The 15,020-nt window shown below is 70.0% G+C and carries 13 protein-coding genes; 8 read left to right on the forward strand and 5 right to left on the reverse strand.

Annotation, left to right across the window (positions count from 1 at the left end):
- Window positions 1-122: 122 nt before the first annotated feature.
- A complete protein-coding gene (locus ACQP1V_RS37465; RefSeq protein ID WP_433426080.1) occupies window positions 123-1,859 on the forward strand; it encodes an IS1182 family transposase in 1,737 nt (578 codons plus the stop codon).
- 6 nt (window positions 1,860-1,865) lie between these two features.
- Here the strand turns inward: ACQP1V_RS37465 and ACQP1V_RS37470 are convergent, their stop codons facing one another.
- The 4 genes from ACQP1V_RS37470 to ACQP1V_RS37485 all read right to left on the reverse strand — a co-directional run bounded on the left by ACQP1V_RS37470 (window position 1,866) and on the right by ACQP1V_RS37485 (window position 6,092).
- Entirely contained in the window at window positions 1,866-2,309 is a 444-nt protein-coding gene (locus ACQP1V_RS37470) for a hypothetical protein (protein ID WP_433415408.1), read from the reverse strand.
- 194 nt (window positions 2,310-2,503) lie between these two features.
- Window positions 2,504-4,762, reverse strand: a complete 2,259-nt coding sequence (locus ACQP1V_RS37475; protein ID WP_433415411.1) for an FtsX-like permease family protein — start codon at window positions 4,760-4,762, stop codon at window positions 2,504-2,506.
- Window positions 4,763-4,765: 3 nt separating this feature from the next.
- Window positions 4,766-5,512 (reverse strand): ABC transporter ATP-binding protein, encoded by a 747-nt coding sequence (locus tag ACQP1V_RS37480; RefSeq protein WP_387411746.1) that lies wholly within the window; start codon window positions 5,510-5,512, stop codon window positions 4,766-4,768.
- 73 nt (window positions 5,513-5,585) lie between these two features.
- A complete protein-coding gene (locus tag ACQP1V_RS37485) occupies window positions 5,586-6,092 on the reverse strand; it encodes a PadR family transcriptional regulator (RefSeq protein ID WP_387411747.1) in 507 nt (168 codons plus the stop codon).
- Between the two features lie 139 nt (window positions 6,093-6,231).
- On the opposite strand from ACQP1V_RS37485, the gene ACQP1V_RS37490 reads away from it, so the two are divergent.
- The 6 genes from ACQP1V_RS37490 (at window position 6,232) to ACQP1V_RS37515 (ending at window position 12,426) form a co-directional block, all read left to right on the forward strand.
- Window positions 6,232-7,497: an ABC transporter substrate-binding protein gene (locus tag ACQP1V_RS37490; RefSeq protein WP_433415414.1), complete on the forward strand. Its 1,266-nt coding sequence runs from the start codon at window positions 6,232-6,234 to the stop codon at window positions 7,495-7,497.
- Window positions 7,498-7,500: 3 nt separating this feature from the next.
- Complete coding sequence (locus ACQP1V_RS37495; protein WP_433415417.1) at window positions 7,501-8,829, forward strand: ABC transporter substrate-binding protein; 1,329 nt, start codon at window positions 7,501-7,503, stop codon at window positions 8,827-8,829.
- A gap of 12 nt (window positions 8,830-8,841) precedes the next feature.
- Window positions 8,842-10,296 (forward strand): ABC transporter permease subunit, encoded by a 1,455-nt coding sequence (locus ACQP1V_RS37500; protein ID WP_433415419.1) that lies wholly within the window; start codon window positions 8,842-8,844, stop codon window positions 10,294-10,296.
- Window positions 10,293-11,180: a carbohydrate ABC transporter permease gene (locus ACQP1V_RS37505; RefSeq protein WP_387411752.1), complete on the forward strand. Its 888-nt coding sequence runs from the start codon at window positions 10,293-10,295 to the stop codon at window positions 11,178-11,180. The genes ACQP1V_RS37500 and ACQP1V_RS37505 overlap by 4 nt, the downstream gene beginning before the upstream one ends.
- A gap of 205 nt (window positions 11,181-11,385) precedes the next feature.
- Window positions 11,386-12,063, forward strand: a complete 678-nt coding sequence (locus tag ACQP1V_RS37510) for a uracil-DNA glycosylase (protein ID WP_387411754.1) — start codon at window positions 11,386-11,388, stop codon at window positions 12,061-12,063.
- A gap of 24 nt (window positions 12,064-12,087) precedes the next feature.
- Window positions 12,088-12,426: a hypothetical protein gene (locus ACQP1V_RS37515; RefSeq protein ID WP_387414459.1), complete on the forward strand. Its 339-nt coding sequence runs from the start codon at window positions 12,088-12,090 to the stop codon at window positions 12,424-12,426.
- A gap of 470 nt (window positions 12,427-12,896) precedes the next feature.
- Here ACQP1V_RS37515 and ACQP1V_RS37520 read toward each other — a convergent pair whose 3' ends face one another.
- Window positions 12,897-13,448: a PadR family transcriptional regulator gene (locus ACQP1V_RS37520; protein WP_433415424.1), complete on the reverse strand. Its 552-nt coding sequence runs from the start codon at window positions 13,446-13,448 to the stop codon at window positions 12,897-12,899.
- 79 nt (window positions 13,449-13,527) lie between these two features.
- Here ACQP1V_RS37520 and ACQP1V_RS37525 point away from each other — a divergent pair, with 79 nt between their 5' ends.
- Complete coding sequence (locus ACQP1V_RS37525) at window positions 13,528-14,868, forward strand: carotenoid oxygenase family protein (RefSeq protein ID WP_433415427.1); 1,341 nt, start codon at window positions 13,528-13,530, stop codon at window positions 14,866-14,868.
- The last annotated feature ends 152 nt before the right edge of the window (window positions 14,869-15,020 follow it).

The following is a 15,020-nucleotide window of genomic DNA, read 5'->3' on the forward strand; positions in this document are numbered from 1 at the left end:
TCTGCTGGCTAACTCGCGACACGCGGGTGTCGGGTCCGTGACCTGAGCTGTTATAGCCCGAGATCATGCCGTGCGCGGCCGTTTCTCCCCTCATCCGGCCGCGGATGGAGTGGTCGGTGTCGATGCAGCCGAGGCCGTGGCCGGATCCCGACCCGCAGATCGCGGCAGCGATCCAGGCGATGCATCGCGGTAAACGCGAGAAGCCATTGCCGGTCCGAGTCCGTGATGAGCTGGGAGAACTGTTCGCCGACGCGGAGTTCGCGGTCGCGTTCGGGATCGAGGGCAAGCCAGGCTGGTCACCGGGACGGCTGGCGTTGATCACGGTGCTGCAGCGAGTGGACAACCTCACCGACCGCCAAGCCGCCGAGACCGTGAGGATGGACCTGAGCTGGAAATACGCTCTCGGATTAGCGCTGGATGATCCCGGGTTCGACGCGTCTGTGCTGAGTGAGTTCCGTACCCGGGTCCTCCAGCACGGCTTGGAGGAGAAGGCCCTGGACCTTCTCCTCGCCAAGCTGGGCGAGAAAGGCCTGGTGAGGGCGGGTGGTAAGCAGCGGACCGACTCCACCCACGTGATCAGCGCGGTTCGGGATCTGAACCGGCTGGAGTTGGCCGGTGAGTGTGTGCGCGCCGCGTTGGAGGCGATCTCGGCCGCTGATCCGGGCTGGACGAGCAGGGTCCTGGAGCTGCCCGGATGGGCGCAGCGTTACCGGGCCCGCGTCGATTCCTGGCGGCTGCCGACCTCGGAGTCGAAACGGGAGGAGTTGGCGGTCGCCTACGGCACCGACGGGTATGTGCTGCTGGAGGCGGTGTACGCGCCGTTCTCCCCGGTCTGGCTGCGGAACCTGCCCGCTGTCGACGCGCTGCGGGTCATGCTGGTTCAAAACTATGTGCGCATCACCGGTCGAGGCGGGCGGGAGGTGGTCAAGCGGCGGCGGCCCCTCGAAGACGGCGGAGAGGGACTGCCGCCCGGCAGATGGCGGCTGACTTCCCCCTACGACATGGATGCCCGGTGGGCGGCCAAGGGCGAGGACCTGTTCTGGAACGGCTACAAGGTCCACATCAGCGAGACCTGCCATCCCACCCCCGGCGAGAACGGCGAGAACGGCGAGAACATCGTGCCGCCCAACCTGATCACGAACGTGGCCACCACGGACGCGACCGTCCCCGACAACCAGATGACCGAGAAGATCCACCAGATGCTCGCGGCACGTGGGCTGCTGCCGGCCGAGCACTACCTCGATTCCGGCTACCCGTCCGCGGAAATCCTCGTGAGTGCGCGCAAGAGGTTCGATATCGCGCTGGTCACCCCGGTTCTGCTTGATCACTCATCGCAAGCCCGTGCCGCCGCCGGCTACGACCGCTCGGCGTTCACCATCGACTGGGACGCTGAGCAGGTCATCTGCCCGCAAGGGCAGGCGAGTTCCTCGTGGAGTCCCTGCACTCAGCGCGAGACCGCGGCGATCGTGGTCAAGTTCGGCGGCGAGGTCTGCCGGCCGTGTCCGGTTCGCTCCTTGTGCACCTCGGCCAAGAAGGGTGGACGCCAGCTCACCATCCGCGCCCGCCCACTTCAACAAGCTCTTGACCAGGCCCGTGTCGATCAGACCAGCAAGGAGTGGCAGGACAAATACAAGCTCCGCGCCGGAGTCGAGGGCACCATGCGCCAGGCCGTCGCGGTCACCGGTGTTCGCCGGGCCCGCTATCGGGGCCTGGCGAAGGTCCACCTCGAACACGTCTTCTCCGCCGTGGCGCTCAACCTCATCCGCCTGGATGCCTGGTGGAACGGGCACCCACTCGATCGGACCCGCACCGGCCACCTTGCCCGCCTCGAACTGGCAGAACTCGCTCTCGCGGCCTGAGACAAGTTAGCCAGCAGGGTCCTCGGCCACGCCGAACGGCCGGTACATGCTCCAGCTCCCGCCGTTCCAGTGCCCGACCCGCACGCTGCGCCCATTGCCCACCACCCACACGTCGTTGCCGGACGCCGCGCTGACGGCGTCGAACGTGTAGATGTCCGAGTCGTACCCGGCCGGATAGCGGTAGGCGGGCATGGTCGCGTTCTTCCACTGAACGCCGTTCCAGCGCGCGATCGCCGGACACGGCACGTGCTTCTCCACGGTGCAGGCGTACCCCACCGCCCAGGCGTCCCCCGGGCCGGTCGCCGCCACCTCCACCAGGCCACTGCCGTGCGGCCCGAGAGTGGTGCCCGGGACGATCCGCCATTGCGGGGCCGCGGCTTCCGCGACCCCGCCGTTGATCATGGATGCGGCCGCGATCGGGAGGATCAGGGCGAGTGCGGCTCGCGTCACCTTCGGCCGCCTCCGGCGGCCGGCAGAGAGCTGCGGAGGGACGGCTGCGCCGGCGGTCGGGCCGCCGGATCTGGCGTGGGGGATGACCATCGCAAAGATCCTCTCAGGCTGCGTTTGGCACAGTCTGCGACGGACCGCTTGCAACCCCCTTGATCGTCGCCTTCGGCGACGCGTCCAGCGGGCCGTACGGAGGGTCAGCGGGCGCTGTGCGGAACCCGGGCGCGCGCCGCCCGGCGGGCCGGGATCAGCGTGACGAGCAGGGACGCGCCCACCGCGACCAGCATGGAGGCGGCGAGCATCCCCGGTGTGGGAGCGCGACCGATCCCCGCTCCGACACCGCTCTCCCGGCCCTCCAGATCGATCAGCACGGCCGCGAGCGGCGCGCCCGCCGCGGTGCCGATGACCACGCCGCTGACGGCGAGCAGGCCGGTGCCGGTCATCAGCGTCGCCATGACCTGGCGCGGGGTGAGTCCCATCGCCTTGAGCACCGCGAGGTCCGGCGCGTGGTCGCGCAGCCCGAGCGCGCTCGCGGTCAGCAGGTTCGCCAGGCCGATCAGCGCCAGCACGACGACCAGCGCGATGATGATCACCCTGATGATCGCCAGCCGCTCGGCCGGGTTCACCACCGGGGAGACCTCCAGCGACATGCCGAGGAGCCGGGTCCGCACCTCGGCGGGGTCGGCGCCCTCGCGCAGCACGATGTTGTAGAACTGCGGCACCGCGTCCTTGGCCGCCAGGCTGTCCAGGCCGAACGACAGCACCTCGCCGTCGTGCTCCGGCTCCACGACCCGGCCGACGATCCTGACGATCAGCGGGGTGCCGCCGATCGTCATCCGCACCCGGTCGCCGATGCGGACGCCGAGCAGGTCGAGCAGCCCCTGCCCGGCCACCGCCTCGCCCTGGTCCCGGTAGATCCGTCCCTCCACGACGGGGAACGGATAGGGGTCGGCGGACCGGCCGAGCGCCCGGGTGCGCACCGTCCTGGTCTGCCACGGCACGAGCGCGTCCGGCTCGGCTCCGGGATAGACCGCCGCCACGTCCGGGTCGGCCGCGGCCCGCCGCTGCGCCTCGTCCGCCGCCAGGTCTCCCGGGCGTACGGTCAGCGCGGCCGCCTGGCCGACCCGCTCGGGATGGCGGATGAAGTCGTCGAGCGTCGCCCAGCAGCCGAGCCCGATGGCGATCATCATCATCGGGATGGCCACCCCGCACACCGTGAGCAGCGCCGGCGTCCTGCGCGTGAACGCGTCCCGCGCGCCGAGCACCAGCGCGGGCGGCAGCCGTACGAGCAGGGCCAGCCGGGCCAGCCGGGACAGGTGGCCGCTCGGGGGCGCCGCCGGCGTGGCGGGGATCGGCGGCGTCCGGCCGCCGCCCCAGGCGGGCACCCAGACCGAGCCCAGGACCACCAGCCCCGTGCCGAGGGCGATCGCGGCGAACGGCCCGGGCGAGAGCGGGACGACCACGGTGTCCGGCAGCGCGTACACGGTGATCAACCGGCCGGCGACCAGCCCGAGCACGATCCCGAGCAGGCCGAGGACGCCGTGCTCGGCGACCAGGGTCCAGGTCACCTGGCGCCGGGTGAACCCGAGCGACTTCAGCGTGGCGATGTCGCGTACCTGGCCGAGCACCCGGCCGCCGGTGGCGTTGGCGAGGGCGAGGGCCGCGGCGACCAGGCCCGCGACGCCGAACAGCGCGAGCAGCAGGCCGAGCAGCCGGTTGTCGAGCTCCATCGAGGCCCGCACCTCGCGCCAGGTGGAGACCCGCTGCACCTGGTTGTCCAGCACGGTGACCGCCCGCTGCACGACGAGGTCGGTGTCGTCGGGGTCGGTGAGCCGCAACCCGATGACGCTCTCGGTGCGACCGGCGGCGGGCTCGACCACGTTGAGCGTCCCGGCCAGCGTCCAGACCAGGCCCGGAGCCCAGTCGGGGTAGAAACCCTGGTCGCCGCTCTCGGCCAGCCCGGCCACCACCAGCGCGTGCGAGGCGCCGTTCAGGCCGGTGACCGGGAACGGGCTGCCCGGCCGCAGCCCCAGTTCGCGCGCGAACGACCGCTCGACCACGACCGCGTCCGGGTCGCGCACGTCAAGCCAGCGCCCCTCGCGCAGCAGCGGGCGCGCGACGGCCTGGAACGCGGCGGGCGTCTCCTGAAGGGCGATGGGCACCTTGCGCCCGTGCGCGGCCAAGGTGGCCGGCGCGCTCCGGTACGGCCCGGCGAGGTCGGTGACGCCGTCCAGCGACCGCAGGGCGACCACGTCGGGCGTGTCCTTGGTGTGGATCCAGATGTGCGCGCCGTTCCCCCGGGTGAACAGGCCGCGCCAGGGGTTCGTGCCGTCTTCGAGCAGGGTGGCGGCGGTGATGAGCGCGGTGACGATCCCGGCGACGGTGAGGATCGTGAGCAGCGCCTGCCCCCGGCGCGCCCGCAGGTCGGCGCGGATCCAGCGCAGCTCCGCCCGCACGCCTCAGCCTCGCAGCTCGACGACGTCGCCGACCGTGCCCATCGGGCGGCGGCGCGTCCTGGGCAGGGCGCCGTCGTCGACGATCTCGCCGTCCAGGAGGCTGACCACGCGGTCGGCCATGCTGGCCACCCGCGCGTCGTGGGTGACGAGGACGATCGTCTGGCCCTTCTTGTGCACGTCGGACAGCAGGCGCAGCACGTCCTTGGTGTTGCGGCTGTCCAGGTTGCCGGTGGGCTCGTCGGCGAGGAGCAGCCGGGGCTGGTTGGCCAGCGCGCGGGCCAGCGCGACCCGCTGCTGCTCGCCGCCGGAGAGCTGCGCGGGAGCGGCCGCGGCCCGTTCGGTGAGCCCCAGTTCACCGAGGAGGTACTCGCGCCGCTCCCGGGCCTGGCGGGGAGACGCCCCGCCGAGCAGCGCGGGCAGCTCGACGTTGTCGGCGATGGTCATGTTGGCGACCAGGTTGAAGAACTGGAAGACGAAGCCGACCTTCTGCCGCCGCAGCAGCGCCCACCCGCTCTCGGAGAGAGTGTCGGCGCGGGTGCCGTCCAGCCAGATCTCCCCGCTCGTCCGGACGTCGAGCCCGCCGAGCATGTGGACGAGAGTGGACTTGCCCGAACCCGACGGGCCCATGATGGCGACGAACTCCCCGCTCTCGACCCGCATGTCGATGCCGCGGACGGCCGGAACCGGGACGCCGCCGGACTGGTAGATCTTGACGAGGTTGATCGCCTTGATCGCGGGGGCGCCGGTCACGACCGGCCCCTCTCAGGCGTACGCGATGCGCGGAAGGTTCGGAGCGTGGGGGGTGTGGGGGGTGTGGGGGGCATCAGGGAAGTTCCTCCTGGCAGCGTTCCAGCCAGTCGAGGTCGGCCTGCAGATGGAGCATGGCGCCCTCGATCAGCAGCAGAGCCACCCGATTCTCCGGATCGGTGCGCTCGGCGAGTTCGTTGAGGTCCCGCATCAGCGAGAGGTAGTGGCGGCGCTGACGGTTGACCAGCGTCATCCGGTCGGCGATGCCCGTCAGCGGGGCGAGCACGAGCTTCATGAAGAACTCGTCCCGCACCCGCGGCCCCTCGGTAGGCTCGTCGACCCAGTTGTCCAGCGCCTCGCGGCCGGTGGCCGTGAGGTAGTAGACCTTTTTGTTCGGCCGGTTCACCTGCTCGACGTCCACGGCGCGGACGAAGCCGTCCTTCTCCAGGCGGCCGAGCGTGACGTAGATCTGGCCGATGTTCGGCGACGGGTACGCGTCTCCGAACGTCTTCTCGAGAGCATGCTTCAGTTCGTAGCCGTGGGCAGGTTCCTTCGCGAGGAGCGCCAGCAGCGGCAGCCGCACGCGCACACCTCCCAGAGCGTAGTGACCGGAACGTTACCGAGCGGACTGGATACACCCGTTGACGCCCACATTATCGCTATGCATAACATGCATGCACCTACCTAACACGTATGTAACTCGGACTTAATCCGGAGGTCACGTGGTTCGCCGCGGCTGTCTGCTCCTGGCCACCCTGCTGCTCGCGGGATGTTCCGGGTTCGGCGGCGAGCCAGGTCCCGCGCAGGGAGACGGCACCGGGGGCACCGGTCCGATCACGCTCGCCATCGGCCGCGACACGACCGCGTACCTCCGGCCGCTGCTCGACCGGTGGAACCAGACCCATCCCGCCGAACGGGTGACGCTGCTCGAACTGCCGGAGGCGGCCGACGAGCAGCGCGCCCAGATGGTGGCCAACCTCCAGGCGCACAGCGACCGCTACGACGTGCTCGGGCTGGACGTGGTCTGGACGGCGGAGTTCGCCGACGCCGGGTGGATCGTCCCGCTGGACCGCGGCCTCTTCCCCATGGGCAAGCTGCTGCGTCCGGTCGTGGACACCGCCGTCTACCGGGACCGGCTGTGGGCCGTGCCGTTCACGAGCAACGCCGGGTTGCTGTACTACCGGTCCGACCTCCTCAAGAAGGAGCACCTCAAACCGCCCACGACCTGGGCGGAGCTTCGCGATCAGGCCAAGCGCCTGGGGAAGAAATATGACATAGGTGGATATGCGGGTCAGTTCCTGACGTACGAGGGACTGACGGTGAACTTCACGGAAGCGGTCCACTCGGCCGGCGGGACGATCCTCTCGTCGGACGCGCGGACCGTGACGATGGACCCGGACACCGCCCGGACCGCGCTCAGCTTCCTCGTCGACGGCCTCAAGGAGGGGTGGATCCCCCAGGAGGCGCTCGCGTACAAGGAGGAGGAGTCGCGGCTCGCCTTCCAACGCGGCGAGTTGCTCTTCACCCGCAACTGGCCGCACGCGTACGGCCCGGCCACGCACTCCGCCGTGGCCGGCAAGTTCCAGGTCACCCGGCTCCCGGGCCGCACCGGCCCGGGGTCCAGCACGCTGGGCGGGCAGAACCTCGCCATCAGCGCGTACTCGAAGCGGCAGAAGTCGGCTCTCAACTTCATCCGCTACTTCACCGGACCGGAGTGCCAGCGGCTGGTCCTCGCCCAGGGGTCGTTCCCCCCGGTGTGGGCCGACCTCTACGACGATCCGGAGCTCATCAAGCGGTTCCCGTACCTGCCCGTGCTCAAGGAGGCGATCCTCTCAGCGCGGCCGAGGCCGGTCACCGCCGACTACAACCAGCTCAGCCTGGTCATCTCCAGCGCCGTCTCCAGCGCGCTCACCCTCGGCAAACCCGTCGACGAAACAGTCACCGAGCTGAAACAGCAGCTCGGCGAGGTCATTCAGACCGGAGGATAGACAATGCGGAAACTCCCCCCGCTCAAGATCGGTGTGGCCGCCGCCCTCGCCCTCGCGGCAGCCGCGTGCAGCAGCTCCCCGTCCGAGCCCGCCACCACCGGAAACGCCGCCGCCTCGTCGGAGGCCAAGCCCCTCGCCGGCACCACCATCGAGGTCGCGGCGAAGTGGACGGGTGACGAGCAGGCCAGCTTCGAGAAGGTCCTCAGGGCGTTCGAGGAGAAGACCGGCGCCAAGGTCACCTACGCCTCCACGGGCGAGGACACCGGCGCCTACCTCGGCCCGCGCATCGAGGGCGGCAACCCGCCGGACGTGGCGATCCTGCCGCAGCCCGGCCTGGTGCAGCAGTACGCCGACCAGAGCGCGCTCAAGCCGCTCGCCCCCGAAGTCCTGTCGCAGATCGACCAGAACTACACGCCGTACTGGAAGGAGCTCGGCTCCGCGGGCGGCAAGGTGTACGGCGTGCTCGTGAAGGCGGCGCACAAGTCCCTGGTCTGGTACCGCCAGTCGGCCTTCGACGACGCGGGCGTCCAGGAGGCCGCGACCTGGGACGACCTGATCGGCAAGACCGCGCAGACGCTGGCCGACTCCGGCACCGCCCCGTTCGCGCTCTGCGCCGCCTCCGGGTGGACGCTCACCGACCTGTTCGAGAACGTCTACCTGTCCTCGGCGGGCCCGGAGAACTATGACAAGCTGGCCAAGCACGAGATCCCGTGGACCGACCCGTCGGTCACCACCGCGCTGGAGAAGATGGCCCAGATCTTCGGCAAGAAGGACTTCATGCTCGGCGGGTCGTCCGGCGCGCTGCAGACCGACTTCCCGACCTGCGTCACCCAGGTCTACGGCCAGAAGAAGGCCGCGATGGTCATCGAGGCCGACTTCGTCGCCGCCTCCGTGGGCCAGTCGGGCGCCCAGGTCGGCGAAGAGGCGAAGATCATGGCGTTCCCGAAGGTCGGGGACACCGCTCCGGTCGTGCTCGGCGGCGACGTCGGCGTGGTCATGAAGGACTCCAAGGGCGCGCAGGCGCTGCTGGAGTTCCTGGCCTCCAAGGAGGGCGGCGAGGTCTGGGCCAAGGAGCCGGGTTACCTCTCCCCGAACCGCAACGTCTCGCCCGACAACTACCCGAACGAGCTGACCAAGAAGCTCGCCGAGACGATCATCTCCTCGGGTGAGGCGGTCCGCTACGACATGTCCGACCTCGCGCCGAGCGCCTTCGGCGGCACGGACGGCAAGGGCGAGTGGAAGCAGCTGCAGGACTTCCTGCGCAACCCCAAGGACATCAAGGGGATCCAGGAGAAGCTCGAGGCGGACGCCGCCAAGGCCTACACCAAGTAAGGGGAGAAGGCCGTGACCGAACGGTTGGACGGCCCGCAGGCCCCCGGCGACGACGTCGCCGGGGGCTCCCCCGGACCGGCAGAGACTGAACCCGGCGTCGCGCGGCCCCCGGCCACCGACACCGACACCGACACCGACACCGAGACCGCGACGGCCCCCCGCCCCACGGCCGCCGGCACTGCCGCGGCGCGGCTCGGCCCGTCGCCCAAGATCGCGGTGTTCTTCCTGCTCCCGGCGCTCCTGCTGCTGGCCGCCTGGGTGATCTACCCCATCATCTTCTCGATCTTCCGGAGCCTGTTCGACGCGGCCGGCGACCGCTTCGTGGGCCTGGAGAACTACGCCGCGATCTTCAGCGACTCGAGCACGCTCACCACGATCAGGAACAACATCATCTGGGTCGTGGTGGCCCCGCTGATCGTGACCGTGCTCGGCCTGATCTTCGCGGTGCTGACCGAACGCATCCGCTGGGCGACCGCGTTCAAGCTCATCCTGTTCATGCCGATGGCGGTCTCACTGCTCGCCGCCGGCGTCATCTTCCGGCTCGTCTACGAGCAGGACCCGGACAAGGGCGTCGCCAACGCCGTGATCACCACGGTGCACGACACCTTCAGCAGCGGCCAGGGCTATCCCGGGGCCCGTCCCCGCGAGAACGACGAGGCCCCCGCGGTACTCAAGGACGGCGACGTCGTCACCCGGCAGCCGGTCCAGCCCGGCCAGCAGGTCCTGATCCCGCTCGTCGGCCTCAAGCCGGACGCGGTCGAGAAGGCCGCGCCGGCCAAGGCAGCCAGCGCGGCCGGCCTCAGCGGGACCGTCTGGCTCGACGTCGTACGCGGAGGCGGCGGCACGGTCAACCAGATCGACGGCGACGAGAAGGGCCTCGCCGGGATCACGGTGGAGGCGGTGGCGGGCGGCCAGGTCAAGGCCACCACCGAGACCGCCGCCGACGGCACCTTCTACTTCTCCGACCTGCCCGCGGGCTCCTACGACGTACGGCTTCCCCAGTCGAACTTCGAGGCGCCGTTCAACGGCCTCACCTGGCTCGGCCCGACCCTGATCACTCCGGCGATCATCGGCGCGTACATCTGGGTCTGGGCGGGGTTCGCGATGGTGCTGATCGCGGCCGGGCTCTCGGCGATCCCGCGGGACGCGCTGGAGGCCGCCCGCATCGACGGGGCCACCGAGTGGCAGGTGTTCCGGCGGATCACGGTGCCGCTCCTCGCACCGGTCCTGCTGGTGGTCTTCGTCACGATGGTCATCAACGTGCTGAAGGTCTTCGACCTGGTGTTCATCATCGCGCCGGGTTCCGTGCAACCGCAGGCGAACGTGATCGCGCTGGAGATGTGGCGCGTGTCGTTCGGCGGTGGCGGCAACCAGGGCATGGGTAGCGCCCTCGCCATCTTCCTGCTGATCCTGGTGCTGCCGTTCATGATCTTCAATATCCGGCGGTTCAGGAGGGACGAGCGATGACAACCCTGACCGAGGCGGGGCACGCGCGTGCGATCCAGCGCGGCCTCCTCGGGCGCCTCGTCGACCGGATCGGCGGGGGCCTGCTCCAGGTGGCCCTGGTCCTCATCGCGGTGTTCTGGCTCGTCCCGACACTCGGCCTGCTGGTCGTCTCGCTGCGGGGCGAGAAGGAGAACAACTCCACCGGCTGGTGGACCCTCTTCACCAAGCCGGCCCAGGTCACCTTCGAGAACTACGGCAATCTGCTGGCCTCCGGGTTCACCTCGTCGTTCTGGAACACGGTGCTGATCACCGTGCCCGCGACGCTGCTGGTCATCGGCATCGCGGCCATGGCGGCGTACGCGTTCGCCTGGATCGACTTCCCCGGCCGGGACGCCATCTTCCTCGTGGTCATCGGCCTGCTGGTGGTGCCGGTCCAGATCGCCCTGATCCCCATCGCCAAGCTGTACGGCGCGCTGGACATCTTCGGCTCCATCCTCGGAGTGGTGCTGTTCCACGTGGCGTTCGGCCTGCCGTTCGCGATCTTCCTGCTGCGCAACTTCTTCGTGGGCATCCCCCGCGAGCTCCTGGAAGCGGCGCGGATGGACGGCGCGCCGGAGTGGCGGATCTTCATGACGGTCGTGTTCCCGCTGGCCAAGCCGGCGATCGCGTCGCTCGGGATCTTCCAGTTCCTGTGGGTGTGGAACGACCTGCTGGTGGCCCTGGTTTTCGCCGACAGCGCCAACCAGCCGATGACCAAGGCCCTGCAGTCCCAGATGCGGCAGTTCGGCACCAACGTCGACATCCTCGCGCCCGGCGCCTTCCTGTCGCTGATCATCCCGCTGGTGCTCTTCTTCGCCTTCCAGCGGTACTTCGTCCAGGGCCTGCTCGCCGGATCGGTGAAGTAAGGCCCCGAAGCGACGGCGGCGGCTCCGGACCGGTGACGTGCGGTCCGGAGCCGCGGCCGCGGCTCGGACGGCTCGTATGGCCCGGACGCGTGCCCCTCAGGGGTGGGCACGCGCCCGGGCCCCTGCCGTGCCGAGAGATTTGTCGCCCGAGCGGTTGTACCGACACTTCATCCTTGATCCCGAAAAGCCGATAGGCTTCCCCACCATGGCAGGGCGTCCCTTAAACGAAATCATGGAAGCCGGATGGGCCACGGCCCTCGAACCCGTCGCTGAGCAGATCTCCGCCATGGGTGACTTCCTCCGGCAGGAGATCGCCGAAGAACGGCAGTATCTCCCCTCCGGGGCCAACGTGCTCCGCGCGTTCCAGCAGCCCCTCGACGAGGTCCGCGTGCTGATCGTCGGCCAGGATCCCTATCCGACGCCCGGCCACCCGATCGGCCTGAGCTTCTCCGTCGCCGCCGATGTCCGCCCGCTGCCTGCCAGCCTGGTGAACATCTACAAGGAGTACATGGCCGACCTCGACTATCCGAAGCCCGGCAACGGCGACCTCACCCCGTGGACCGAGCAGGGAGTGCTGCTCCTCAACAGGGTGCTGACCGTGATGCCCGGCAAGCCGGCCTCGCACCGGGGCAAGGGCTGGGAGCAGGTCACCGAGCGGGCGATCACCGCGCTGGTCGAGCGGGGCGGCCCGCTGGTGGCCATCCTGTGGGGCCGTGACGCCCGGAACCTGCGCCCCATGCTCGGCCAGGTGCCGTGCATCGAGTCGGCGCACCCCAGCCCCCTTTCGGCGCGGAGCGGGTTCTTCGGGTCTCGCCCGTTCAGCCGTGCCAACGAGTTGCTCGTACAGCAGGGCGCCGCCCCTGTCGAGTGGAAGCTCCCCTGACCGCTGCCACTAGGATCAACCACCATGAGCGATGAAACGGATACCGGACGCTACCTCCGACTGACGGTCGACCTGGTGGTCGAGGTTCAGGATGTTAAGGCGTTGCAGGCGGCGGCCCTGGCGGAGATCAGCCACCCGGACGCCGAGCTTGACGACGATGAGCGTCAGGAGCAGATCGAGCTGGTCAACGCGGACGACACGGGTGCGGCGGCCCTCCAGTGGCTGATCGAGCCCGACCACGTCCTCGGCCTGGTCGAGCACGTGACCGACGTGGAGCCCCGCGAGGCGATGCTCGGCGTCGAGCCGTCGGACGGCATCCTCGAAGACGAGGACGAGCACGACCACGACGACCACGCGCACTGAGCACACACTGCGAGCCCGGCATCGGGCTCACAACCGCTGAGAAGTGAGCACGCGCGCTCAGCACGACACTGGGCGCGCCGTCCACTCCGCTTCTCCCCCGCCACTCCGCTTTCCCCCGGCTGACCCACCACAACGGTCAGCCCAACAACCCGGAAACGCACTCCACCCGTCCCCGGCCTTCCGCTCGGGGTCCGTGCGATGAGCGTTCGCGGTGCCGGCGCCGGCCGCCCGGCTCGACCGCGAGGACATCCGGGAGAAGACCCCGGCAGACCGGCGGCTCACCGCCGAAGGCGACCACGGCAGCCGCTCCCGGTGTCGTCCACGACGACATGTTCTCCTTCGCCCTCGCGCGGCGAGGCAAGGGCGTCGGCCCCGGAAATCACCGCGAGTTCACCACCACCGGCGGCAGAAACGCCGGGAAGCTCCCTCGACCTCGGCGTACCGCGCCCACTTGCCGGTGCGCCCGGGCACTAAGGGTGTGACGTGGGAGATCGGCGCGTGACCTTGTCGAGCTCGCCGAGCGCCCACAGGGCCCAGTCGTGAGCCGCCTCGTACTGGCGGAGTCCGTAGCCGGCGGCGAGCCAGCCGAAGGGGAGCCGTCCATCGGGTGAGACCGGTGTGTCCCCCGCCATCGCTTCGCCGAGCTCGGCGATCTGGCGTTCGCTGCTGTCGGCGATGTCGCGCAGCACTTTACGGGCGTCTTCGGGGTCGAGCGCGGACAGCAGGAAGAGCCTGAGCACCGGCTCGTTGCGGACGGCGCCGCCCGTGCGTGGCGTCAGCAGCCAGTTGCGCAACTCGGTGCGCCCCGCCTCGGTAACCGCGTAAGTGCGGCGGCCTCTGGCCCCCTCATCGGCGTGCTCGATCAGCCCCTCGTCGACCAGGCGCGCCAGCTCCGGATAGATGCGGTTGTATCCGGCGTGCCAAGCGTAGGACCCAAGCTCGCCCTCGAACGCCTTGGCCAGGTCGTAGCCGCTCGCGGGCCGTTCCGACAGGAGGCCGAGCAGGGCGTATCGCAATGCCATGCACTCCACTCTACCTATCCAAATTGACATATCCATTTGGATACGTGGACACTCGGGGGGACCTCACGAAGGAGCTGAGATGTCCTACCTGACTCCCGTGCCCGACGAGATCGACGCCGTCGACCTGCCCGTGTCAGGCGCGCTGCCGCCGGAACTGACCGGCCGCTACTTCCGCAACGGCCCCAACCCGCTGCCCGGCGAACGATCCAGCCACTGGTTCATCGGACACGGCATGGTGCACGGTGTCCGGCTGCGCGACGGCCGGGCCGAGTGGTACCGCAACCGCTGGGTGCGCACCGGCAAGCTCGCCGGTCGACCGAACGTGCGGCCCGACGGTCGCCCTGACCTGGCGGTGGCGTCGGCGAACACGCATGTGATCGAGCACGCCGGACGCATCCTGGCCCTGGTGGAGAACGGCCTGCCGCACCAGATCACCCCCGACCTCGACACGGTCGGCGCCGTGGACTTCGAGGGCCGGCTGACCACGGCCATGACCGCCCACCCCAAACAGGACCCCGTGACCGGCGACCTGCACTTCTTCGGCTATGGGGTGCGCCCGCCGTACCTGACATACCACCGGCTGGACGCATCAGGCGCGCTCGTACACAGCCGCGAGGTCACGGTCCCAGGCGGCACCATGATGCACGACTTCGCCGTCACCGAGCACCACGTCGTCTGGCTCGACCTGCCGGTCACCTTCCAACCGCATCTGGTCGGCACGACCATGCCCTACCAGTGGGACGACCGCTACGGCGCCCGGCTGGGGGTCATGCGCCACGACCGTCCCGACGCCCCGGTCCACTGGTTCGACATCGCCCCCTGCTACGTCTTCCATGTGGGCAACGCCCACGAGGACGACAGCGGGCGTATCATACTCGACGCCGTCCGCTACAGCCGTGCCGACTTCACCGCCGTCTGGCGGATGGCGGGCGGCGCCGCGAACCCGGCCGGCCCCGCCGCATCCGCGGCCGCCTCCCCCGACGGCGCGGCGCGGCTCCACCGCTGGACTCTCGATCCCACCGCCGGCACCGTCACCGAGCAGCCGCTCGACGACCGCGCGGTGGAGTTCCCGACACTGGACGACGAGCGGGTCGGCCGTGCCGCCCGTTACCTCTACACCAGCGACGACTCCGCGATCGTCAAATACGACCTCGTCGGCGGCGGCGTCAGCAGTCACCGTCTGGAGCCGGGCATCTACGTCGGAGAGGCGGTCTTCGTACCTGCCACCACCGGTCCGCGCCGGGAGGACGACGGCTGGCTGCTGTCGATCACCACCCGGCACGACGGCAGCGCCTCCCAGCTTCTGGTGCTCGACGCCGCGGACCTGGCCGCACCCCCGGTAGCGGCCGTCGACCTGCCCCGGGCCGTCCCGGCAGGTTTCCACGGCTCCTGGATCGCCGACGCCCCGGTCACCACCTGAGAAGCACCTTCGCGGTGCCGTCGTCCCGGCGTCGCGACCTCGGGCAGGCCGAGGTGGAGGTGGTTGGACACGCCGGGCTCCGAGCGGCCGTACGGGTCGAGGTGGGCCCAGACGGGGCGTGCGGTCTGTGCGGCGTTCCCGGCCTGGGCTGA

Source organism: Microtetraspora malaysiensis (assembly GCF_050947145.1).
Classification (GTDB): domain Bacteria; phylum Actinomycetota; class Actinomycetes; order Streptosporangiales; family Streptosporangiaceae; genus Microtetraspora_A; species Microtetraspora_A malaysiensis.

Bases quoted from the DNA above. Each gene is read 5' to 3' on its own strand.
- ACQP1V_RS37520 (WP_433415424.1), bottom strand. From the start codon at position 13,448: ATGGCATTGCGATACGCCCTGCTCGGCCTCCTGTCGGAACGGCCCGCG.
- ACQP1V_RS37495 (WP_433415417.1), top strand. From the start codon at position 7,501: ATGCGGAAACTCCCCCCGCTCAAGATCGGTGTGGCCGCCGCCCTCGCC.
- ACQP1V_RS37505 (WP_387411752.1), top strand. From the start codon at position 10,293: ATGACAACCCTGACCGAGGCGGGGCACGCGCGTGCGATCCAGCGCGGC.
- ACQP1V_RS37510 (WP_387411754.1), top strand. From the start codon at position 11,386: ATGGCAGGGCGTCCCTTAAACGAAATCATGGAAGCCGGATGGGCCACG.
- ACQP1V_RS37465 (WP_433426080.1), top strand. From the start codon at position 123: ATGCAGCCGAGGCCGTGGCCGGATCCCGACCCGCAGATCGCGGCAGCG.
- ACQP1V_RS37525 (WP_433415427.1), top strand. From the start codon at position 13,528: ATGTCCTACCTGACTCCCGTGCCCGACGAGATCGACGCCGTCGACCTG.
- ACQP1V_RS37515 (WP_387414459.1), top strand. From the start codon at position 12,088: ATGAGCGATGAAACGGATACCGGACGCTACCTCCGACTGACGGTCGAC.